Below are 22,076 nucleotides of genomic sequence, written 5' to 3' on the forward strand. Positions count from 1 at the left end.
GTGCAGTATAGAAATATTAGAAACTGTATAAAGTGAAACTATACTCAGTGGGGGTTTACGGGCAGTTGGTCTCCCGCCTAACTTCTTTGCCCTAGCCCAATTTTGAGGTGGGAGTTTTACTGCCCGCAAATAGCGGGATAAAACGATTGTTAATAGGTTTTTCAGTCTAAATTTGGTACATAGAAAGGAAGCAATATGGAGGAACTACAACAAAATAAATCTGCTTTAGAAGGAAGCGGAAAACCGTTATTAAAAAATACGAACTTCCTTTTTCTTTGGGCAGCTACTCTCTTTTCAAGTTTTGCTTTAGCCTTTTTTACTTTTTCACAAACATGGTACATAGCAAAAACATTAAACCTTGAGGCTTCACTCGGTATTGTTTTCGTGGCTCTTAGTGTTCCAAGACTCATCTTTATGATTATCGGCGGAGCATTAGCTGATAAATTCCCGAAAAAAAATATTATGTTTTACTCTAATATTATTCGCGCTATTCTTGTCGCAACCATTCTCACCTGGTTCATCGTCGGTGATGTAACACTATATACATTTGCTTTGTTTGCTTTGTTCTTCGGACTTGCTGACGCTTTCTTCTGGTCAGCAGATGGATCTATTCTGCCTGAACTTGTAGAAAAAAACCGTTTAACACAAGCAAATTCACTTACTCAAATGACAAACCAAGCATCTGTCATTTTAGGACCTGTACTTGGCGGTATTCTCATTAAATTTACGAACTATGAAACAATCTTTTCAATTACAATCCTGCTACTCATTATCGCTGCGATACTCGTTCAAAAAATACAATTTACAGTACCCGAAAAAAATGAAACAGATAAAGGCATGTTTACTTCTATTAAAGAGGGAATTTCATATGTAAAAGAATCACCATTTCTTTCAACTTTCCTTATATGTAGCGCCTTTTTAAATTTATTTTTAATCGGCCCAATGCAAGTAGGCTTCCCGCTCTTCGTCAAAAACGTTCTGCACGGTGATTCACTTCAGTTTAGTTACTTAGAAGCGTCTGTTGGCGGCGGGATGGCGATAGGCGCTGTCATTGTCGGATTAAAAAACATTAACCGCAGACGTGGTCTATTTTGTATTATCATGATGCTACTGTCTGGTGTATTCTTCCTAGCCATCAACTTTAGCACCGTACTTTGGCAAGCGTTATTAGCTGGAATGTTTTACGGTATTACAATTGCGATGGCTATCGTTCCACTTATGGCAATGATTCAATCAACAGTAAAAGAAGAGATGATGGGACGCGTTATGAGCTTACTCATGCTTTCATCGATGGGATTCATTCCGCTCTCTTACGCATTTACATCGCTTACACTTGGGATAGGCATTCCAATTGTAACGGTTATGAAAAGCGGTGCAATCGCTGTTATCGTCTTTGTACTATTTGTAGCAATTCGTGTTCCAGTTGTAAGAAAGTTCGATTAGCTACTTGGAGTCATGTATTATACGCATGGCTCTTTTTTAAATGGATCGAATAACGGTATTCCCTTACTTCTCCTTAATGCCGCTCCCCACTCTAATCCAATTTCTAAAAATAAATCTCGCATCGTACTATACAATAGTGCTCCAACATCTTTACGAATTTCTCCGTACTTATACGCTCTCACAACACTTTTCACCCTCCAAATTAAATTCCCACGCACTTCTTCATCAGCTAATATTCCCTCTAATAAAGCACCTTGCTCTAGTAATCCGCTCTTTTTATAAGCAAGTTCCACCTTACTCCAAAATATATTAATCTTCTTCGGATTACTCGTCATCGACACCAGTGCGTATATAAAAGGCTTCGGTATATCGTGACGACAATACGTTTCATCAAGCTCGTACGTTACTTTTCTTTTCTCTTTTATTTGTGGAATGTTTTTAGAAAGAATTGTTTCTCCCGCTCGTTTTTGCTCGTTTCCACTACAGCCATCTGTACGATCATCACTTTCACATTCGGACATTTTCATACGGTCATCCATGCGGTCAATTGCAGATTTAAGAAATACATATAAGTTTGCACTATATCCCCCGCGCTTATATCTTTCTTTTGTCGCAACACGTTTTATAATTCCAAGCTCCTCTAGCTTCGCAATCGAGCGACGTACCGTCCGAATACTCTTTCCAATATTCGTCGCAATTGTCTCCATTAACGGACAAGCAACACCAACTGTTTTGTTCTTCTCATTAACCGCATACTTTCCTAAAAAATGAATGACGGTAGAATCCGTCTTATTCAGTTGAAACTGATAACATTTAAAAACTTGCTTTTGATATGTATTAAACTCTTCTTTACTTCGAAATTCACTATATGGTTTCATTAAGTTATATAAGCTTCCCATTTCTATCACCTCATCTATAGGTAAGAGTCAGGAAGAGAAATTGGCGTGATATTTAATATTTTTTATTGGAGATGAAAATATGATCGTAATTAGCGCTTGTTTAGGTGGTATTGCTTGTCGTTATGACGGTAACGATAATCTTGTTTCACAAATAGAAGAGTTATTACAGAGGGAAGATACCATCCTTGTTTGTCCCGAAGTATTAGGCGGTTTACCAACACCACGCCCTTCTGCTGAAATTATCGGCGGTAATGGCGATGATGTTTTAGATGGAAAAGCAAAAGTAATGACGAAAGAAGGACAAGATGTCACGGAAGCTTTCGTGCGTGGTGCTTATAAAGCATTAGAACAAATAAAAGATTTAAACCCAGAATATATAATTTTAAAAGAACGCAGTCCATCTTGTGGTAGTTCTACTATTTACACAGGGGAATTTAACGGCAATAAACAAACAGGTTACGGGGTAACAACAGCTTTATTCCGCCGACATGGATTTAAAGTCATTTCAGAAGAGGATTTTGAGAACGAAAAAAGGAATTGACCATGATCGTCAATTCCTTTTCTTCACTACTTATTTCACACCTAATTTTTCTTTCACTTTTGCAGGAAGCTCGTCCTTCTTCACTTCTTCCCAAGCAGATACACCTTTTTTATCTGAGTGGTATACGCGTAGGAATGCTTCTTTACGAAGATTTTTTTGCGCTATGAATTCTAATTCTTTCTCTTTACCGTCTTTATCAAAACCAGTTAGCTTATATTCGTAATCTTTATACGGCTGACCATTATCAGCTTTACCATTATATTCTTTTCCATCTACTGTAATTTGAACGTAATACTCATCTTTACCCATACGGTTTAAATCACAGCCAACTAATAGGCTTGCAAATACGACTAAAATACTAAAAAGTGCAATATATCTTTTCAATTCCTTCACCTCATATGTTTTTCTTATATTGTTATCTTAAGGCCTAAGCTTTAAAGAAGAAATTCAAAAACATGACATGAACATTACACTTTTGTAAGATAGTAAATTAAAACTTTAATCAGTTTTTTTTCATTAAAAACGTTATTGACACTCATCTAGCCTAGTCATGACAATCTATTAACGCCAATTTTTCCACTTGTCACGAATCTTATCACGTAATTTCCTTATACCGCTTATTACACCTTCTATTACGCACTCTATTATGATATCAATTATAAGGTAACTTACGAATCTAATTATAGGTTTAATCACATATCTCCTTACGAATTCAAAAATATCGTCAATCTTGCGTCCCCTCCCGCTCGTACAAAAAACTGCTACTTCCCATTCTTTTTGCGCAATCTACGTTCTGTTACAACCGCTGCGCCTACTGCAGTAGCTATCAACAAAAATAGTACGGCGATAGCGTCCACAATGAGGCTATTGAATTTGGATGAAACCCCAACAAATACTAACGCTATCGTTAATACTGCTAGCATAATTATCGTTATCTTATCTTCGTTCATCATTGTCCTCTCCGATTACTCACGGTTCTCTCTCCAAGACTTTATAAAGCCACCGACAACTTTACTGCAATTGTTCCCGTAATTAACTTATTATCGTTGTAATCCATCTTCTACTACCTGCGTAACAGTTCCATTCGGTTCGAATATTACACGTAATGTTCCTTCGCCGCCATAACCGGTATAGCCGTATACTGAATACGATTTATATTTCTCAATCATACGTGGCTGTCCAATCGCAGCTTTTACTTGATTCGCAGGCATACCTTTTTTGATTTTCAAATAGTGATTATAGTCTACTTCCGCCGAATCGTTATTTACATCTTTATACCACGGTACGCGGTCGTTTTTTTCTTCATATTCCTTTACAGGCTCTTCACTGCTTTTCGTAGATACCTGACTCTCTTTATCCGCATCCTTTATAGCAGTGCGTTCAATATTAACAACGTAACCATATGTATTTAATTCAACCATAATTTCATATGTACCATCCGTATCCTTTTCAGTATAAAACACGCGTTTTTCCTTGTTATTATAATTTTTTATGTTCTCACCGCCGTAGTCAATCGTATTAAGAATATCCGTATATGTCATGCCTTCCTCAATCTTTTCGGCTTCGTCGCGAGAAATATAACGCTTCTGTGATGACGGAGCGTCCTCATATTTAATGCTGTCACGTTCGCTCGTAGTCATAGGGGTTTCCTTCTGTTCTTTTAGTACTTCCGCTTCCGATTTCACCTGTTGCTTTGCTCCCGCTTTTGTTAACACGTCGGTATCGTTAGAACATGCTCCAAATATTGATGCTGTAACCAACGTCATCCCTAATACCAGTACTTTCTTAAATGACTTCATTGTAATTCCTCCGGTAGTTTTTAATTTCTAGTAATCAGCGTATTTTAATTAATATGGAACGAGTCAGTTCTATACAATTTGATATGGCCTGCACCTTCATGCATCCTCTTTATCCTTCTTCTTGCATATATTCGTTATCTTTGTCATGCTCTTTTTCTTTTTAGCGCAAAAGAAAAGACCTTCTTAACGATTTGGTTTCATCGCTAAGAAGGTCTTTATATGCAACCTACCCATTCAATTTCCACTTAGAATAAAGGGATGAAAAAACTTAGCAATCTTCTGGCTTACCAGCATTCGACGCTGTACGGAAAGATGATCCGCATCCACATGATGCGATCGCGTTTGGATTGTCGATTGTGAATCCGCCGCCAAGCATAGATTGCTTATAGTCAACTTTCACTCCCTTTACAATCGGAGCACTTTCTTTATCGATAACAAATTCAACACCGAAAAACTCAAGAACTGTGTCGTCTTCTTTTGGTTCTACTTCAAATCCTAAGCCGTAAGAAAGACCACTACATCCGCCGCCATGTACAGCAAGGCGCACGTACTTCTCTCCATCTTCAGCATCTTTTAACATATCTTTAATTTGAAAAGCTGCTTGTTCTGTTACTTCAATCATGAAATACACCATCCTTTCTGTTCTCATTCTATTATACATCTTTACGCTTCTATCTTGTACTCATACACTCCGCGGCAAATTATTTCCGCAGGTCCTTTCATTAATACATTTCCTTCTTCTGTCCATGCGATCATTAAGTCGCCGCCTGCTAAGTGAACCGTAATTTCTTTACCGTGTTCCATTTTCCCATTTAAAATTGCCGCAACGACAGCTGCGCATGCTCCTGTCCCGCAAGCTTGTGTTACACCAGATCCTCGTTCCCAAACGCGGAAATTCATCTCCTCATCATTCAAAATCTCGATGAATTCAACATTCACTCGCTCTGGGAACATTTCATGCGTCTCAAGAACCGGTCCTAACGTTGTAAGAGGCGCTTTTTCTACATCATCAACAAAAATAACCGCATGTGGATTCCCCATTGAAACAGCTGTAAATGCATAACGGTGATTATTGTATAAGAAGTTTTCACGAATAAATGGTGTTTCTCCTTCACCAAGCATCGGTATCTCTTCACGTGTTAAACGAGGTGCTCCCATGTCGATTTTCGCTAATGTAACTTTGTCATCTTCTACCGTTACTTCTGCCGTAACAATACCAGCTAACGTTTCAATTGTGAAAACTTTACCTTCTACTAGTTTATGCTCATACGCATATTTCGCTACGCAGCGTAAACCATTTCCACAGCTCTTTCCTTCTGAGCCATCGTTATTAAACATGCGCATTTTTACTGGTGCCACGTCAGAAGGACAAATTAAAATCATTCCATCTGCACCAATACCAGTATTAATATTTGAAACCTTTTCCGCTACAATTGCTAAATCTTCTTCTCTAATTTGTTCCTCAAACATATTTACATATATATAACTATTTCCAAGACCATGCATTTTTGTAAAAGAAAATTGGCTCATTTTTATTCACTCCAAAAATAATTTATTATTTCAAGTATAAAATGCATGCTTTTAGAACACAATATGAATGTCCCCCGTTTCTCATATTTGACAGTGTTTTGGCAATAAGCCGTTCTTACACAAATCGTGTAAGAAAAAAGCCCTTCTAAAAGGGCTTTTTTTTTCGAAATAAACACTCCTAATAAAGTGAAACTTTAATCAGTGGGGGGACGGGCAACAGGGCTTCAACCTAAATTCTTTGCTTCAGCTGGATTTTGAGGTGGGAGTCTTACTGCCCGCAAATAGCGGGATAAATGAAAAAAGAAAAACGTTGCCTGTTTGCAACGCTTTAAAACATTGGATTTTCATCCATATAATCATATACATTATTTACAAGTTCTTCTACTGTTGCACCTTGTACCACTTCACCATTTACAAGTGCAAATGGACCTTCAAAACAGATGCCACAATATCCTAAACAACCATATTCCATTACGTCTAAATTAGGATCTTTTTCTAATTTTTCTAAAGCTGCTTGCGAACCGCTTGCAAGGTTACCTACACAAAATTCGATTAATGGTTTAATCAAAACTCTCTCCCCCCTGTATCTCTAAACAAATTACCATTTACTTTATATGGTATGTGCATACCTAATTTGCGAAACGGATAAGTAACCCTCTCTACTTGTTACCATTCCACTTTATTTATAAGAAGAAAACTAAGCTGTTTCTTGTTGTTTTCGTTATATATTCTAAACTATTTAGTTACTTCACTATTTCACTTCATAATAGATGGTCTTCTTTATATAACATACTACTCATAATGAAATAGTAAATAGTAACTAGAAAATGAAAACCACTTACTTTACTTTTCTTCTTATTGTACAACAGAGTATTCATTCATGCATTGTTATTTGTTCACAAATTCGATATAATTTGATTGTGTAAAGTCAAAATATTTTATTAATATAAAATTGTATGATTAGGGGATATTTCAACAGAAAAGGGGTAATCCATCATGAAACACCTCGTACTAATAGGTGGTGGCTACGGTGGAATGAGAATTCTGCAGCGGCTACTTCCAAGCAACCAACTTCCAGATGATGTACAAGTGACATTAATCGACAAAGTACCATATCATTGCTTTAAAACTGAATATTATGCATTAGTTGCGGGTACAATTTCAGAAACGCATATTCGCATACCGTTTCCTGAGCACCCACGTCTCAATATTCAATACGGAACAGTAACAAATATTGACCTCGAAACGAAGGCCGTTCATCTCGATGGCGGTGAAACGATTCAATATGATGATTTAATTATCGGGCTTGGCTGTGAAGATAAATATCATAACGTTCCTGGGGCAAAGGAATATACACATAGCCTACAATCAATTGAACAAACACGTAAGACATATGAACAATTAAATAGCTTAGAACCAAATGCAACAGTAGCTGTCGTTGGGGCTGGTTTAAGCGGCGTTGAAGTGGCAAGTGAACTTCGCGAAAGCCGTTCAGATTTAAAAATCTATTTATTTGATCGAAAAGATAGAATTTTATTCCCATATCCAGAGAAATTAAGTAGATACGTAGAAGAATGGTTTGTAAAACATAAAGTTACCATTATACGAAACTCTAACATTACAAAAGTGGAACCAAACATTGTATACAACCATGATGAACCACTTGAATGTGATGCAATCGTCTGGACAGCTGGTATTCAAGCAAATGAAGTTGTTCGAAACCTTCCAGTAGAACAAGATGGTAGCGGACGGGTTGTTTTAACGAAATATCACAATATTCCAAATAACGAGCACGTTTATGTCGTAGGAGATTGTGCAGCACTTCCACACGCACCATCTGCTCAACTTGCTGAAGGTCAAGGAGAACAAATTGTCCAAATATTATTAAAACGTTGGAATAATGAACCCCTTCCTGATGAACTGCCTGTTATTAAATTAAAAGGTGTTCTCGGTTCTCTCGGCAAAAAACACGGATTTGGTTTACTAGCAAACCAACCATTAATGGGACGTGTACCGAGATTATTAAAATCCGGTCTTCTTTGGATGTACAAATATCATAACGGTTAATACTTTAAAGGCTGCCTACATAGTAGACAGCCTTTTTCTATTCATTTTTAAAAAATAACTTTCTCAATATAGATTCACGAAACTTCCCTATTTTAATATTAAAAACTATCAATTAAAAGTGTATGCTATATGTAAGAGTTGTTTCATTTTATTATTTTCTTTAGGACCGAATACGTTCGGTCTTATTTTTTATGCTATAAGTACTACACATAATAGGAGGCATTTCATTTCACTTATGAACTTAACAAAACTAAATAATCAAATAGAAGTGAAAAAGAAAGAATTAATCCACCTCGTTGAAAAATATGGATTTTCTCACGATAAAGTCATTTCTCTCAGTCAAGACTTAGATCGCTTGCTAAACTTATTAACGAAGCTAACTTCCGTCTCAAAACGATCTAATCCTACAAACAAAGAAAAAAGATGTTCCCTCTGAATAGACTTTATTTTCCTATTTTTCTCCCTTTTTGATACGATATAACTAGAATCAGAAAGGAGCAATTTATGTTTATATTAAAAGACATCATATATAAAGATATTCTACACATTCCTTATTTACAGATTCAAAAAGAAAAAACAACTTGTATTATCGGTGAAAGTGGTAGTGGTAAAAGCACATTACTTCGCATGTTAAACGATTTACAATCACCAACATCTGGCACAATTGAATATAACGGAAAATCTATTTTAGATTATCCTCCCATTCAATTACGCCGTGAAGTTGTCATGCTCGGACAAACTCCGCCTATTTTTGATGGAACAATTAAAGATAATTTATTAATGGGACTTCGATTTTCTGAAAAGCCATTTCCAAATGACGATGCCCTGCAAGGCGCATTAACGACTGTTAGCCTAGATAAAAAATTAGAAGATAACGCCTCTTCTTTATCAGGTGGCGAAAAACAAAGACTTGCTTTCGCTCGTATTATACTAATGGATCCGCCCGTCTATTTATTAGATGAACCAACTTCGGCACTAGATGGTGACACAGAACGCCGCGTTATGAAACAATTTACTATGCTAGCAAGAGAAAAGAAAAAAACAGTTATCTTCATCACGCACTCGCAACAACTTCCAGAAGAAATCGCAGACGATATTATTGAAATTAGTAAAACAAACGGTGCAACTAGAAAGGAAGTGCTATCAATTGAAGGGCGTTATTGAACTACAAATTTGGCAACTTGCAGCTGCATATATTTTCATCCTTATTTTAATCGGGCTTGTGAAATTAAAAGGAATACCGCGTGAGAAACAAATTACAATTGCTACATTACGTATGACAATTCAGCTCGTACTAGTCGCATATGTTCTTACATACATATTTGAAAATAGTAATCCGTTTTATACAATAGCTCTCATTACTTCTATTACTACATTTGCGATTTTCAATATTTATAAACGAGTTAATATTCCAATGTCAAAAGAATTAAAACGAGTAGCCGCCCTCTCCATGATTGCTGGATCAATTGGCCCTCTTCTACTATTTATCTTTGTCATTATCGGACACGATCCTTGGTATGCTCCGCAGTATATCGTTCCTATTGCCGGCATGCTAATCGGTAACGCTATGACAGGTATTTGCCTCGGGGCAAACACCTTTTTAAACAGTATGAAATCACAAAGAGACCATATTGAAGGTGCACTTATGCTTGGCGCAACTCCAAAACAAGCAGCTGCTCCGCTCATACGGGACGCTTTCGATTCTGCTATTTTACCAACAATTAATTCCATGGTCGGAATGGGAATTATAAGTCTTCCAGGCATGATGACAGGACAAATTTTATCCGGTGTATCACCATTTACAGCTATCCAATATCAAATTGCGATTATACTTGGCATTTCTGGAAGTACAGCTTTCTCTGTTATTATCTTCTTACAGCTTGGGTATAAAACGTTCTTTAATAAGCGGTGCCAGTTGAAAGAAGTTGAAGTACAATCATAAAAAAGACGCTCTGCACGTTACTTACAGAGCGTCTTTTTTCTTTGCTAATCTTACGCTTTCTTAACGAACTGTGATTTTAACTTCATAGCTCCGAAACCATCGATTTTACAATCAATATCGTGATCTCCCTCAACTAGACGGATACTCTTTACTTTCGTACCAATCTTTACAACTGAAGAAGTTCCTTTTACTTTTAAATCTTTAATTACAGTAACAGCATCGCCATCTTGAAGAACGTTTCCATTCGCATCTTTTACAACTTTTGCACCATCATTACTTTCAGCTTCCGCTTCTTGACCCCACTCATGGGCACATTCTGGACATACGAAAAGAGCGCCATCCTCATACGTATATTCTGAATTACATTTTGGACAATTTGGTAAAGTAGCCATAAATTCATTTCCTCCGTTCATTATTTATACGTAAAAATCAAATTTGATGTTTACATCTCGATAAATAAAATTTGTATAGCATTTCTTTATACTGCCATAGTCTCACGTTATTGACAACCCTACCTCAAATTCTCATTTTTTATTGTATTTTACAAATTTTCAATTCGTATAGTGTTTCCAATAAAAAAGAAGAACCTTCACAAGATTCTTCTTTTCAAAATGAACGAGCTCTCACTAGAAACTCCAACTATTTTCTTCAATGTAAAATTGATATTCTTCTAACTCTTCTTCACTTAACTTCTTATTATTCTCATATACTTCCTGCCACTCGAAATAATCTTCATCGAAATAAACAGCAAATTTAATTTTTATATTTTTCTTCTCTTCATAATCATATCCAGTAAATTCTACTACTTCATAATCTTGTTCTTTCTTTACAAACTTCCACGTTGGATTATCCGTCATAATCTCTAAAGTAACACCTTCACCACTTGAACGAACAACATTTTTAACGTTTGGCTCAGTTGGTAAAAAGGATAGTCCGAACGTGGCTCCGCCAAATACTATCACCACAATAACTTGTAAACCAATCATGCCAGCATAACTAGCGCCACCCTTTGATTGTAAGTAATACGCCTTCTCATGATCAGGCATATTTTCTCCCTTATGTAAAATACGAACAGCATGCTTATAATATAAACGGTTTCCTTGCCATCCAGTAAATATCATCATTCCTAGTTGAAGAACTACACTAAATGTTAAATAAATCTCATCTGGAATATCTATAAAAGGAGTTACAAATACACTAGGTACCGCCAATAATGTAAGTATAGTAAATAACTTATACATTTTACGATAAGCTAGCCAAAAAAATGGAAAGAAAAAGGCTACCCAGTTCCACGTATTTCCTTGCGCTGGATTTTCTACTTTTCCCCACTTAAAGTCATAATACGCCGTATTCTTTTGAACGACTGTATGTAACTGTTGCGGAGAAATTGTTTCTTGTAAAACAGTGTCCTTCACGTACATCATCCTTTTCTTATTTCTACATACGTGTATTTTATAGAAATAAAAAGAAGGAATCTAACAAAAAGTACATATATTTCATAAAAATGAACGTAAATCGAATATATTCCGACAATTACCTGTTTATTATTCCATTTTACTTTTAAATATATTAAAATACTTATAAATGATACGTTTAATACACTAAGTTAAGAATTTTATATATTTGATAATAAAAATGTTTCACATGAAACTATCCATAATTGTTCTTTATTTATATGTAATTTATACTTACTCATCGTCTTCCCCCATACACATATTTTTTCTATTATCTTTCCTCTACATAATACTTGTAAAGCCTTTTCTACCTACTGCAAAATAGGAAAGACGCCCTTTTCAAAAAGGCGTCTTTTTACATTTGAAAATTTACTAATATAAAAAATGAATTATTTAATAAATGAATTCCCCATGGAACGAGTAAATTATTTGTTTTCTTATATGTGTAGGCTAAACATACACCTATACCAAAAATATATAACATACTACCTAAAGTAAGGGGATGACCTAAAGTAAATATAAAAGCACTTATAACAATACTAGTAAGTGTAGAGAAGCGCTGAGATAATTTCGTGAAAAATATCCCCCGAAATAAAAGTTCTTCCCAAATCGGTGCAAAAATGGTGAGTACAACTACGTATAAAATGATTTCACTTATAGTAGGCTCTATTACTATATTTGACTCATCCACACTAAGCCCATGTGGTAAAACTAAATTTAATACCGCAAGATATATAAGCAGTATGATCATCGTCATTACTATTGTTACATAATGTTTAAAATTATTGAACTGTAGTGATTTTACTAGCTGTGAACAATAATTTCTTGCTGGTGCATACATTACAATAATCGTACAAAACGTAAAGAGTGGAATAAGATGGTCTACATACCATGGATATAATGAGGAGTCATATAAAAAGTTCAAAAAAACAAATCCATGCATTACCCCAAAAATAATTATTATAATGCTAATTACTTCGAGCATACTCATTTGTATATTCTTTTCTTCATATGTAGCTAATTCTGTGTTCATCCTATCTCCTCCAGTATAATTAAACCTTTTAAACCATTATATACCAATTTTAACACAAAAACAGACGATACAATTTACTGTATCGTCTGTTTTTTCCCCTACCATTTCTCTCTACATGTTTCAATTAAATGCAGCAAATACTGCTTCGTCATATCAGCCCTTCTCCACCTTGAGATTATTCGCTTTCCTTCTGGATTCTGCCTCATTCGCTCTACTTCTCTTAATAAAGGCTCCCACTTATGAGAGTAAAGTTCCAACATGTATTGTAATCCTCTATCTTTTGAAACAATTGTTTTATGATCTAACGTATATAAAATACGTCCCATCGTAACGACAGCTGATTCTACCCATTCTTCTATGAAAAATAAATAAGGACGCTTCACTTTTTCAAGCCAGTAATGTTCTACGTTGTATTTCATTGTATTTACTACATCGTCCCACTTTATTTGAAAGGAAAGGTCTTCTACTTCTTTCCCGCTAACTGTAATACCTTGATTTTTCAATGTCCACCATGTGACCGCGTTAATATCCCAATGACCAATATCAGCCTTACCATCTGTACAATACACGTACTCATTTATTTCATGATTGTATTTCCCTAAGTCAGCAAGCGGAATATACATACCATCCATTCTTTTACCTAACGTACTTTTACTAATTTTTTTATGCAGTTCTATAATTTGTTGTTTTTCAGCTCCATTCACGGAATCACTTATTACCGTAACAAAATCAACATCGCTCGTTTCTATATGAAATGCTCCTAGCGCGATTGATCCGTAAATATATACCCCGACTATTTTTTCATCCGAAAAAATTCCTTTTAATTCTACTATGTACTGCTCCATTAATTGCTTTACTTCTTCTGGTAAAGCATGTTTTATTCCATTCTCCACATCTATCCCTCCAATAAAAAAAGCCTTCGCAAATTCGCAAAGGCTTCATGCTTTATAAATATTTCTCGATTTCTTCATAAACATCCTTCAAACGTGGATTTCCTTCTCCAACGATTTCACCATTTACAAGAACGACTGGATAAAATAGATCTTCCTCCACTACTCGCTCTGCGAATACTTTTTTATCTTCATCTTCTTGTTCTTCTTGAAAATCAATATACTCAAACTTAAATTTATTTTCTTGTCCTTCATATTTACGACCAATCGCCGCTTGTAACCACTCAAACGTTTCTGTTGAAGATGGCATTCCAACGCAGCTCGCACAAATTACTTTCGTCCCATACACTTGCACATTAACCATTTCTTCTCCCCCACTTCTCGTTCTAACAGTATATTCAGATGTCTTATTTCATAAGCACATCATTTTACAAACTTATTCCATACCCCTATACTGAAAAAACACGTTGTACACACGATATAATATTTTGACAATAAAACAAGAAGAGAAAAAATAGATTTTCCCCTCTATCTTGATTATAATAAAACTGATGAAAGGAGTCGATAAAAATGGAAAACCCACATATGCAAGAACAGGTACTAGAGGTATTAGATAAATTACGTCCATTCTTACTTCGCGATGGCGGAGACGTTGAATTAGTAGACATTGAAGAAGGTATCGTAAAATTACGCCTTATGGGTGCATGCGGAAGCTGCCCAAGTTCTACAATCACACTAAAAGCTGGTATCGAACGCGCATTACTTGAAGAAGTACCAGGCGTTATTGAAGTAGAACAAGTATTTTAATCTAAAAGCGGAAGCGGCTCGTTCAGAACAGAAGGTCATTGGAGCTCCTGACGAAGAGGCGCTTTTTGCCTCACAGGAAGGCGCGAAATGGCCGACTGTTCTAGCCGCTGGAGCTAGACATTATCTAAAAGCGGCGGTGGCTCGTTCAGCTCTGACTGGCTAAGGTTCTTTCGCATAGAAGGCGCTTTTTGCCTTCTTATGCGGAAGGTTCTTAGACACGAAGAGCTAGCCACCAGAGCTAGATAACATCTAAAAGCGGAAGCGGCTCGTCCAAAATGTGAGGCGGAAGAAGCGAAGCCACCGAACATTTTAGCCGCTGGAGCTAGATATTAATCTAAAAGCAGAAGCGGCTCGTTCAGAATTGCTTCCTAGAAAGAGACCCAAATGGGTCTCTTTTTTTATTCAAATAACACTTCCCCTTTAACATCATAAAACAAAATTGGAAATCCTTCTCAAAAAGTGCGATAATTAATACTATAGAATCGTTCACACATATACAGAAAAAAACATAGGGGGACGACACATGCCAAGAATGGGGAACACTTTCTTAACAATTCAAGAACTAGAAAAGAAAAAAGAGTATTTATTAGACCTTTCATCCGTTATACCAACATGGAATGCAAGTTATCAATTTTTATTTAAAGAAATCCAGCAAGAATTATTGAGTAAAGTAAATGAAAAAATCGAAAGACATCAATTCATTTTAAATATATGTGCAGATCAACAGGTAGGGGCATAATGTATTACATACAATTGTGATATATAAAAAAGAGACCTCACCCGGTCTCTTTTTTCATTTTAAGACAGCCAATCTAATTTCCTAATGCCTAACTTATCAACAGGTAAACGAAATGACTCGTAAAAATGATTCATAAATTGCTCAGTGCGCTTCACATCATGTAAAATGATTTCTAAACGGGCTCTATATATGCCTTTTTGTTCTTCGTTTCCTGTTTGATAATATCGTTCAATTGTTTCAAAGTAGTGAAGCGGGAACAGAAGCCTTGCGAATAATAAGCGCCAACCAAATGAAGAGAGCGAATAATTACGTTCATAATCTGTAATGAATTGAACTACCGTTTGCTCCCAATCTTTCTTTTTTTCTATCATCATATAGCGAATACATTCTGCTATATCTCTACTTGGGTGATCATATACCCAATCAAAAGGAAGTTTTAAACGCTTCGTTTGCTGCCATAATAAAGGTGTAAATCGTTCTTGGCAAATTGTTGCTGCGTCAGTTATTTGTGGTGTATCATCCATTTCTGTATCGACAACATATTGAATTGCATTTTCTGCAACTCCTAAGTAATACGGGAAGGATTCAATAAACAATTGATCGAATACGTCTGAAGGATGGTTCATCACTTGCGATTGCCAAAACCTTTCTAATTGGTCGAGCCTTTTTTCCCATAATGCTTTCCATTCACCAATGCGGCTTAATTGCTCAACTTCTTCTGGAAAGAATGCGCCACGTTTATGGAATATAGAAAGCTCACTTCCTAATGATGTAGCATGTCGCTCTAACATACGCATACCTTTTAATAAGCAGTAATTTTTTTCTTCTATCTCACTTACATAGTAGCCGTGTATAGTCGGAACGAAAGTCGAAACAGTTATATCCCCTTGCTGGTTCATATAATCACTGAGCTTTTTCATCTCTACAAGTACTTCTTCCTCCATTTCTCCAATTGGAACAAGTACATAAATTTTGTTGCGAATCCAAAAGCTTTTATAGGGGCCAAGGGGGATTAATTCTTTAACATGCATGTGATAATGCTCATAAATATGCTGAATCATCGCAGTCGCCACCTATGGTTTTTCTTTATATATATGAGCTTGTGCTCGCCTTTCATTCCTATGCACATGATAAAGCAATGAAACGTATACAAATACTAAAAAGAAAAAAAGGTGATAAACATGAAAGACTCAAATCAACTACAAGAAAGAGCATTACAACTATTACAAGAACGCGGTGTAACAATTGACGATATTGCTGAACTTGTTCATTTTCTTCAAAAGAAATACCATGCAAATTTAGAGATGTCAGAATGTCGCTATAACGTTGAGCGTGTACTATCAAAACGAGAAGTACAAAACGCACTGATTACAGGCATTGAACTTGATGTCCTTGCTGAAAAGGGAATGTTAAGCGCGCCGTTACAAGATATCGTAAAACGCGATGAAGGACTATATGGCATTGATGAAGTCATCGCGCTTTCTATCGTTAACGTGTACGGGTCAATTGGCTTCACGAACTTTGGATATATCGATAAATTAAAACCAGGTATTTTAGAATACTTAAATGATAAATCAACTGGAAAGGTGCACACATTCCTTGATGATATCGTTGGCGGAATCGCTGCCGCTGCTTCAAGTCGTTTAGCGCACCGTGCTGAGCATTCAGAGTAACGTATCTAGGCCGTCAGTTTCATACTGACGGCCTTTCATATTCCATAAGCATAAACTCTCTTCCACGGCTCCAAAAAACAGGTCCTACTTGAAATCCAATATTTTTATATAGCCTAATCGCTCTCTTATTGAATGTCGCTACACTCAGTCGAAACATTTTCGAATTCAATTCCTCAGTAGCAAATGCTATTCCCGCTTGAAAAAATATTTCCCCCATCCCTTTTCCTGTTAACTCCGGCTTCATTCCAAGCCCAATATCTACTACATCTTCTCCCCTATATAAATTAGCATCTCTTCCCCCTGGCACTTGTGCATTTTCTCCAAAACAAAAATAGCCGATGAATTCTCCATTCTCTCCGCAACAACCGTAATACGTTCCATCTAGCAACTCTTCTATTACTTCAGCATCTCCCGAAAAGCTATATAACGTATAGGGATTTTCATACTTCCACGTATTTATTTCTTTCGCTTCTTCTTCTGTTAACTTATGTATATCCATTCATCTCGCTCCTTATCAAATACTCTACTAATCTATATGTATTTACTCATTCATTTTCCAAACTTGATTCTCCTCTAATCGTAATATGCATAGTTACATACGCACACCCCTTTAAAAAATGCTAAAATTTATTTGAATCGCTGTTGTTACACTTCTTGATTAAGAAAGACTGTTAACCGGAAAATTAACGTCTTATCAAACTCAAGCAATTGGCACGTTTTGTCATCATGAAAGACACTCGAAAGAGTGTCTTTTTTTCTATACCTGAGCAGGACCTGCTCATTTACAAAATTAATGCATAAATTAATATAACTCTTTAAACGCATTATTCCCTTTCTATATGTTGCGGCGTTCGTTGCGACAGATTCGGATAATAAAAAGCACTCCAGCCAGAGTGCTTTTTACTTTCAAACAAGGAGGTTACATATATGGATAGTACTCTTGTATTTAACTTTGGCATTGGTATTGTTATCATTTTATTCGTCTTCTTTGTTCTTTGTATGAGTGGAATATAGTAATCTTTTATGCTGATAACTCTTTTAAAGTATCACTTAATTTGAACCTTCTTAATTGTAATGAAGCAATCATTGCTGCTCCTGCTCCGAGTATAATGCTAGCTAGTGCCAATATTAAAACTTGATTATACGGAATGATAATAACCGTTAACTCTAAGCTTGATAACACAATATAACTAAATACAATTCCACCTAAAACCCCAATACAACCAGCTATCGCTCCAAGTAAAGTGCCCTCTAATAAAACAATCCGTCTCATTTGCTTCGGAATAGCTCCTACCGCACGAATCATACTAATTTCAGCACGTCTTTCATGTAAACTTGAGACAATCGCATTCATTAACCCTATACCAGAAATAATGAAAACAATTACAACTAACAAGCGAATTAACATCATCATTTGCGATAATAACTGCTCCTGTTCTTTTAATAAATCATGGCTATTAATAACTTCTACGTTCTCTTTATTATTTGTAATTTGTTTTACTTGCTTCTTAATCTCTTCAAATGATTGATTAGAATTTGTCATAACTTGAATTGCTTCATATCCTTGCACGTGAAACTTATCACGAACCCATTGTTCATTTACGAAAATGTCTAATCCTCTTCCCCTTAATCCTTGCTCAATAATCGAAACGACTTTAATCGTTTGTTTTTCTTTCCCTTTTCCTTGTACTTCAATCGTATCATGCAACTGAATCCCTAATGTTTTAGCAGTTCTCTTCGTAACGACTCCCTCACCATCTTGTAATGGCTTATTTAAATCTTGTCCTGTAATCACTTTCGCTTTGGTTACTTTTTGATAAGCAACAATATCATTCCCCACAACTTCTATCACATCATATTCAAAATCATCTTTCCTCACATTTTCATACCACTCTTGATCCGCTTTTTTAAAATCATAATTTATAAGCTTCGCTGTAAAGTCAGTAACATTTGCTACGCTCTCTTCTACACCATCAATTTTTTTAACCTTCTCCATCCAACTAAATGGTAATACTTCAGTACTTTGCGACTCTATTGGAATTCTTATTACTAAATCAGCTGGTAAATGTTTTTGTAACCCATCTTTCATGCCTTCGTAAATAGAGTTTATATACATCGTTCCAACAAGTGCTAACATAAAACCAAATGCTAGTATAGCAACCGATACAGCTGCCTTATTCCGATAACGGATTACATTCCGGCTGCTAATCGTCGTTTCAATTCGTAATATCATTTGAAGTGGTTTTGCAATCACTGGTGCTATCATCCGAATAAATAACGGAATCGCAAATAACAAACCAACTGCAAATAACAGCGCTCCTATCGCACTTGGATTAAAACCGATATACTGCTCTACTACGTTACCTGCTAGTCCAATAACAGTACCAATGATTAAAATGCTAAGGCTAAAAGCACTCCATCTTTTTTCTGTTTTCTCATTACTAGGAAGACCTGGCCGAAGTGCTTGAACTGGTGGAATCTTCCTAACCATGAAAGCTGGTATAATAGCCCCTATGACAGACATAACAATCCCTAGTAAAAACGTAATGAGTAAAATCTCACCTGAAATCGAGAATGATGCTTTCCCTGCCCCCTCAATATTCACCCATTTATTAATGAATGATGCGGCGATTGTTTGCGTACCCGCTCCAAGAATAACTCCTGCTAGCGATCCGATTGCCCCAATACATAAAGCCTCTAATAAAACGACTAATATAATTTGATTTGGATTACTACCAAGTGCACGTAATAATGCCCATTGCTTAAATCGACTTCTGACAGATAAGAAGAAACTTCCCATTATTAAAAGGGCTACAACAAATAAGGCAATACCACCTAAACTAAAAATTAATGGCTTCATTACATTTAGGCGTTCAAATGCCTTATCTACATAAGTACGTTGGTCCACCTTTATATTTTCAATCTTTTTATATACATCAAAAGCAATTGCTTTTTTCACATTTACATCTTGTACTTTCACTTGAACAAGATTGAATTGATTTGGTAAATTTAATTCTTTTTGAAGCCAATGGATTGGAAAATAAGCACTATGCCCCATTGACGCCATTAACGGTGGATTTAAAATACCGACAACTTTCACAGCCTTTTCACCATGCTGCGGGAATGGCAGTTTAATCGTATCTCCTACCCGTATATTTTCACGATCTGTATACCCTTTTGTCAGTGCTACTTCAGCACCTTCTTTCGGATATCGTCCTTCTAATATTTTATAAGAATGCATTTCTGGAGAATCTTGCTCAACACCCCAATAAGATGGCTTTCCCGATAGTTCTTTATAATGTGGAAAAGGATACGGTATAAGTGCTTTTGATATTTTTTCAGCATTTTCTAAGCCATCTATTCCTTTTAAACTTTCATTATTTAAATACATGTCATTTTTTATATAGCCAAATTGTAAATTATAATCTCCATACCGACTTACTACTTGTTCCTTCACACTTTGCTCTACTGATTGATTACCTAGTAATAACATCGTCGCTAACATAACACCTAAAGCTGCACCGAGGGCAATCAACATATTTCGCAACCAATTTTGTTTCATCGATTTTACCGCATACTTAATTACCCATCGCATCACCTTTACCTCCTACTTTAAAGTGACGATTCATAATCTCTTGAATTTGAGTAACTTGTTGCGGGATATTTCGAAATTTCCACCCTTTACTTTCAGTATGCTCATGAATCACCTCACCATCTAATAAGAAAACGACTTTATCAGCATGGGCCGCTACGAACGGATCGTGCGTTACAATGACAGCTGTTTGCCCTAATTCATCACATGCATTGCGAAGTGCCGCGATAATATTTTTGCTGTTTTCTGAATCTAACGCCCCTGTTGGCTCATCTGCTAATATAATAGCCGGCTCATTTGCAAAAGCTCTTGCTATCGCAACCCTTTGCTGTTGCCCACCTGATAACTGTGCTGGTAAATGCTTTTCTTTTCCTTTCAATCCAACGAGCTCTAATAAACGATTTGCTGTCACCGTTGCCTTCTTGTGCGAAACATTATCTAATAGTAAAGGCAACCCTACATTTTCCTCCGCATTAAACACTGGAATTAAATTAAACTGTTGAAAAATAAAACCGATTTTATGCCTTCTAAATAAAGCGAGCTCTTTTTCTTTTAATGTTGAAATCTCTGTACCATCAACTCGAATACTACCTACCGATGGAATATCTAATCCACCTAGCAGCTGAAGTAAGGTCGTTTTACCCGATCCACTTGCCCCCATAATACAAACAAAATCTCCTTTTTGAATTTGAACATTAATATCTTTTAAGATCTTTACTTTACTATCCCCAATATCAAATGATTTTTCTAACCTTTCAATTTCAATAATATTCATCCCAATATCCCCTTCTCTCTATTTACCAATCTATATATTCTATTCAGAAATGCAAAATCCCTACTATTTTGTATTTTTTTGTCACATACTAACATTTATATTAACCGGTAGTAAGTGCCCGATTAGTGTGAGCAAATACTCAGTGCGGGATGGCCCACCCACCGATTAAAGTTTCATTTTATTTCTCATGTCAGAAAAGTTGATTCTCGCAACGAAAGTAAACATAATAGTTACACAAATATATAAAAACTATTCACATATCCACAAATAGGAGGAAGAACAATGAAACATGTAATCGTTTATGCACACCCGAATACAGAAAGCTTCAACCATGCAATTTTAGAAACTGTAAAAAGTGAATTAGAAGGAAAAGGGCATGAAGTGCGCGTTCGTGATCTATACGAATTAAATTTCAATCCAGTATTAGGTGCTTCCGATTTCACCTCATTTTCTCAAGGAAATACACCAGAAGATATTAAAGAAGAGCAAGAGCATATCTCTTGGGCTGATAGCATTACATTCATTTACCCCGTTTGGTGGGCAGGACTTCCTGCTATTTTAAAAGGATATGTTGACCGCGTATTTAGCCACGGCTTCGCTTATGCTTACGGTGAAAATGGCATTGAAAAGTTATTAAGCAGTAAAAAAGGATTATTATTATCTACAATGGGAAATACAAAAGAAGCATACACAGCAGGTGGTATGTTTGACGCAATGAAGAAAACAGCGGATGTTGGTATTTTTGAATTTACAGGCATTGAAACACTTGAGCATACATTCTATACGAGTGTTCCTTCTGTGGATGACAGTGTGCGTAAACACTATCTTGAAGAAGTTAAAGACGTTGTGAATCGTGCATTTTAATAAAAAACTCCGGTTATAACAACCGGAG

The 22,076-nt window shown here is 36.0% G+C and carries 26 protein-coding genes; 10 read left to right on the forward strand and 16 right to left on the reverse strand.

The annotated features are described in order from the left end of the window. The first annotated feature begins 195 nt into the window (after window positions 1–195). The gene (locus QCI77_RS25080; RefSeq protein WP_353825601.1) at window positions 196–1,443 is read left to right on the forward strand and encodes an MFS transporter; all 1,248 of its coding nucleotides are present in this window, start codon (window positions 196–198) and stop codon (window positions 1,441–1,443) included. A 17-nt stretch (window positions 1,444–1,460) separates the two neighbouring features. Here the strand turns inward: QCI77_RS25080 and QCI77_RS25085 are convergent, their stop codons facing one another. Beyond that, the gene (locus tag QCI77_RS25085; protein WP_353825602.1) at window positions 1,461–2,342 is read right to left on the reverse strand and encodes a helix-turn-helix domain-containing protein; all 882 of its coding nucleotides are present in this window, start codon (window positions 2,340–2,342) and stop codon (window positions 1,461–1,463) included. 79 nt (window positions 2,343–2,421) lie between these two features. Between QCI77_RS25085 and QCI77_RS25090 the strand changes: the two genes are divergently transcribed. Next, complete coding sequence (locus tag QCI77_RS25090; RefSeq protein WP_044439145.1) at window positions 2,422–2,883, forward strand: 2-thiouracil desulfurase family protein; 462 nt, start codon at window positions 2,422–2,424, stop codon at window positions 2,881–2,883. 30 nt (window positions 2,884–2,913) lie between these two features. On the opposite strand, the gene QCI77_RS25095 is transcribed toward QCI77_RS25090, so the two are convergent. From QCI77_RS25095 to QCI77_RS25120, 6 genes are all read right to left on the reverse strand, one after another. Further along, window positions 2,914–3,267: a YxeA family protein gene (locus QCI77_RS25095; RefSeq protein WP_060749319.1), complete on the reverse strand. Its 354-nt coding sequence runs from the start codon at window positions 3,265–3,267 to the stop codon at window positions 2,914–2,916. A 377-nt stretch (window positions 3,268–3,644) separates the two neighbouring features. Further along, the gene (locus tag QCI77_RS25100; protein ID WP_002166530.1) at window positions 3,645–3,836 is read right to left on the reverse strand and encodes a hypothetical protein; all 192 of its coding nucleotides are present in this window, start codon (window positions 3,834–3,836) and stop codon (window positions 3,645–3,647) included. Window positions 3,837–3,923: 87 nt separating this feature from the next. Next, the gene (locus QCI77_RS25105) at window positions 3,924–4,682 is read right to left on the reverse strand and encodes a hypothetical protein (protein WP_002015896.1); all 759 of its coding nucleotides are present in this window, start codon (window positions 4,680–4,682) and stop codon (window positions 3,924–3,926) included. A 268-nt stretch (window positions 4,683–4,950) separates the two neighbouring features. Next, entirely contained in the window at window positions 4,951–5,304 is a 354-nt protein-coding gene (locus QCI77_RS25110) for a HesB/IscA family protein (RefSeq protein ID WP_002034566.1), read from the reverse strand. Between the two features lie 41 nt (window positions 5,305–5,345). Further along, complete coding sequence (gene dapF, locus QCI77_RS25115) at window positions 5,346–6,212, reverse strand: diaminopimelate epimerase (protein WP_002015893.1); 867 nt, start codon at window positions 6,210–6,212, stop codon at window positions 5,346–5,348. A gap of 328 nt (window positions 6,213–6,540) precedes the next feature. Beyond that, complete coding sequence (locus QCI77_RS25120; protein WP_002015892.1) at window positions 6,541–6,780, reverse strand: YuzB family protein; 240 nt, start codon at window positions 6,778–6,780, stop codon at window positions 6,541–6,543. A gap of 428 nt (window positions 6,781–7,208) precedes the next feature. On the opposite strand from QCI77_RS25120, the gene QCI77_RS25125 reads away from it, so the two are divergent. From QCI77_RS25125 to QCI77_RS25140, 4 genes are all read left to right on the forward strand, one after another. After that, window positions 7,209–8,279, forward strand: a complete 1,071-nt coding sequence (locus tag QCI77_RS25125; RefSeq protein ID WP_353825603.1) for an NAD(P)/FAD-dependent oxidoreductase — start codon at window positions 7,209–7,211, stop codon at window positions 8,277–8,279. A gap of 235 nt (window positions 8,280–8,514) precedes the next feature. Beyond that, window positions 8,515–8,715: an aspartyl-phosphate phosphatase Spo0E family protein gene (locus tag QCI77_RS25130; RefSeq protein WP_044439152.1), complete on the forward strand. Its 201-nt coding sequence runs from the start codon at window positions 8,515–8,517 to the stop codon at window positions 8,713–8,715. 68 nt (window positions 8,716–8,783) lie between these two features. After that, on the forward strand, window positions 8,784–9,443 hold the full coding sequence (locus QCI77_RS25135) for an ABC transporter ATP-binding protein (RefSeq protein WP_016102210.1): 660 nt from the start codon (window positions 8,784–8,786) through the stop codon (window positions 9,441–9,443). Further along, window positions 9,427–10,221 (forward strand): ABC transporter permease, encoded by a 795-nt coding sequence (locus QCI77_RS25140; protein ID WP_002129719.1) that lies wholly within the window; start codon window positions 9,427–9,429, stop codon window positions 10,219–10,221. Before QCI77_RS25135 ends, QCI77_RS25140 begins: the two co-directional genes overlap by 17 nt. 50 nt (window positions 10,222–10,271) lie before the next feature. On the opposite strand, the gene phnA is transcribed toward QCI77_RS25140, so the two are convergent. The 5 genes from phnA to QCI77_RS25165 all read right to left on the reverse strand — a co-directional run bounded on the left by phnA (window position 10,272) and on the right by QCI77_RS25165 (window position 13,962). Then, on the reverse strand, window positions 10,272–10,613 hold the full coding sequence (gene phnA / locus QCI77_RS25145; protein ID WP_002089332.1) for an alkylphosphonate utilization operon protein PhnA: 342 nt from the start codon (window positions 10,611–10,613) through the stop codon (window positions 10,272–10,274). 234 nt (window positions 10,614–10,847) lie between these two features. Beyond that, entirely contained in the window at window positions 10,848–11,642 is a 795-nt protein-coding gene (locus QCI77_RS25150; protein ID WP_060749325.1) for a DUF2628 domain-containing protein, read from the reverse strand. Window positions 11,643–12,030: 388 nt separating this feature from the next. Further along, on the reverse strand, window positions 12,031–12,708 hold the full coding sequence (locus tag QCI77_RS25155; protein ID WP_353825604.1) for a CPBP family intramembrane glutamic endopeptidase: 678 nt from the start codon (window positions 12,706–12,708) through the stop codon (window positions 12,031–12,033). A 98-nt stretch (window positions 12,709–12,806) separates the two neighbouring features. Continuing rightward, complete coding sequence (locus tag QCI77_RS25160; protein ID WP_353825605.1) at window positions 12,807–13,601, reverse strand: nucleotidyltransferase domain-containing protein; 795 nt, start codon at window positions 13,599–13,601, stop codon at window positions 12,807–12,809. Between the two features lie 52 nt (window positions 13,602–13,653). Beyond that, the gene (locus tag QCI77_RS25165; protein ID WP_002068102.1) at window positions 13,654–13,962 is read right to left on the reverse strand and encodes a YuzD family protein; all 309 of its coding nucleotides are present in this window, start codon (window positions 13,960–13,962) and stop codon (window positions 13,654–13,656) included. Window positions 13,963–14,168: 206 nt separating this feature from the next. On the opposite strand from QCI77_RS25165, the gene QCI77_RS25170 reads away from it, so the two are divergent. Together QCI77_RS25170 and QCI77_RS25175 are read left to right on the forward strand one after the other, a co-directional pair. Next, the gene (locus QCI77_RS25170) at window positions 14,169–14,405 is read left to right on the forward strand and encodes a NifU family protein (protein WP_000431159.1); all 237 of its coding nucleotides are present in this window, start codon (window positions 14,169–14,171) and stop codon (window positions 14,403–14,405) included. 523 nt (window positions 14,406–14,928) lie between these two features. Continuing rightward, window positions 14,929–15,144 carry a hypothetical protein gene (locus tag QCI77_RS25175; RefSeq protein WP_001137788.1) on the forward strand — a complete coding sequence of 72 codons (216 nt, stop codon included), beginning with the start codon at window positions 14,929–14,931 and terminating at the stop codon, window positions 15,142–15,144. Between the two features lie 59 nt (window positions 15,145–15,203). Here the strand turns inward: QCI77_RS25175 and yutH are convergent, their stop codons facing one another. Further along, window positions 15,204–16,205, reverse strand: a complete 1,002-nt coding sequence (yutH, locus tag QCI77_RS25180) for a spore coat putative kinase YutH (protein ID WP_002089339.1) — start codon at window positions 16,203–16,205, stop codon at window positions 15,204–15,206. 120 nt (window positions 16,206–16,325) lie between these two features. Between yutH and QCI77_RS25185 the strand changes: the two genes are divergently transcribed. Then, window positions 16,326–16,817: a phosphatidylglycerophosphatase A family protein gene (locus QCI77_RS25185; protein ID WP_002089340.1), complete on the forward strand. Its 492-nt coding sequence runs from the start codon at window positions 16,326–16,328 to the stop codon at window positions 16,815–16,817. A 19-nt stretch (window positions 16,818–16,836) separates the two neighbouring features. Here the strand turns inward: QCI77_RS25185 and QCI77_RS25190 are convergent, their stop codons facing one another. The 3 genes from QCI77_RS25190 to QCI77_RS25200 all read right to left on the reverse strand — a co-directional run bounded on the left by QCI77_RS25190 (window position 16,837) and on the right by QCI77_RS25200 (window position 21,184). Further along, window positions 16,837–17,316 carry a GNAT family N-acetyltransferase gene (locus tag QCI77_RS25190; RefSeq protein ID WP_353825606.1) on the reverse strand — a complete coding sequence of 160 codons (480 nt, stop codon included), beginning with the start codon at window positions 17,314–17,316 and terminating at the stop codon, window positions 16,837–16,839. A gap of 522 nt (window positions 17,317–17,838) precedes the next feature. Beyond that, a complete protein-coding gene (locus QCI77_RS25195; protein WP_353825607.1) occupies window positions 17,839–20,412 on the reverse strand; it encodes an FtsX-like permease family protein in 2,574 nt (857 codons plus the stop codon). Beyond that, complete coding sequence (locus tag QCI77_RS25200; protein WP_353825608.1) at window positions 20,396–21,184, reverse strand: ABC transporter ATP-binding protein; 789 nt, start codon at window positions 21,182–21,184, stop codon at window positions 20,396–20,398. The genes QCI77_RS25195 and QCI77_RS25200 overlap by 17 nt, the downstream gene beginning before the upstream one ends. Before the next feature lie 282 nt (window positions 21,185–21,466). On the opposite strand from QCI77_RS25200, the gene QCI77_RS25205 reads away from it, so the two are divergent. Beyond that, a complete protein-coding gene (locus tag QCI77_RS25205) occupies window positions 21,467–22,048 on the forward strand; it encodes an NAD(P)H-dependent oxidoreductase (RefSeq protein WP_353825609.1) in 582 nt (193 codons plus the stop codon). Window positions 22,049–22,076 lie beyond the last annotated feature (28 nt).

Source organism: Bacillus cereus group sp. MG9 (assembly GCF_040459995.1).
Lineage (GTDB): Bacteria > Bacillota > Bacilli > Bacillales > Bacillaceae_G > Bacillus_A > Bacillus_A mycoides.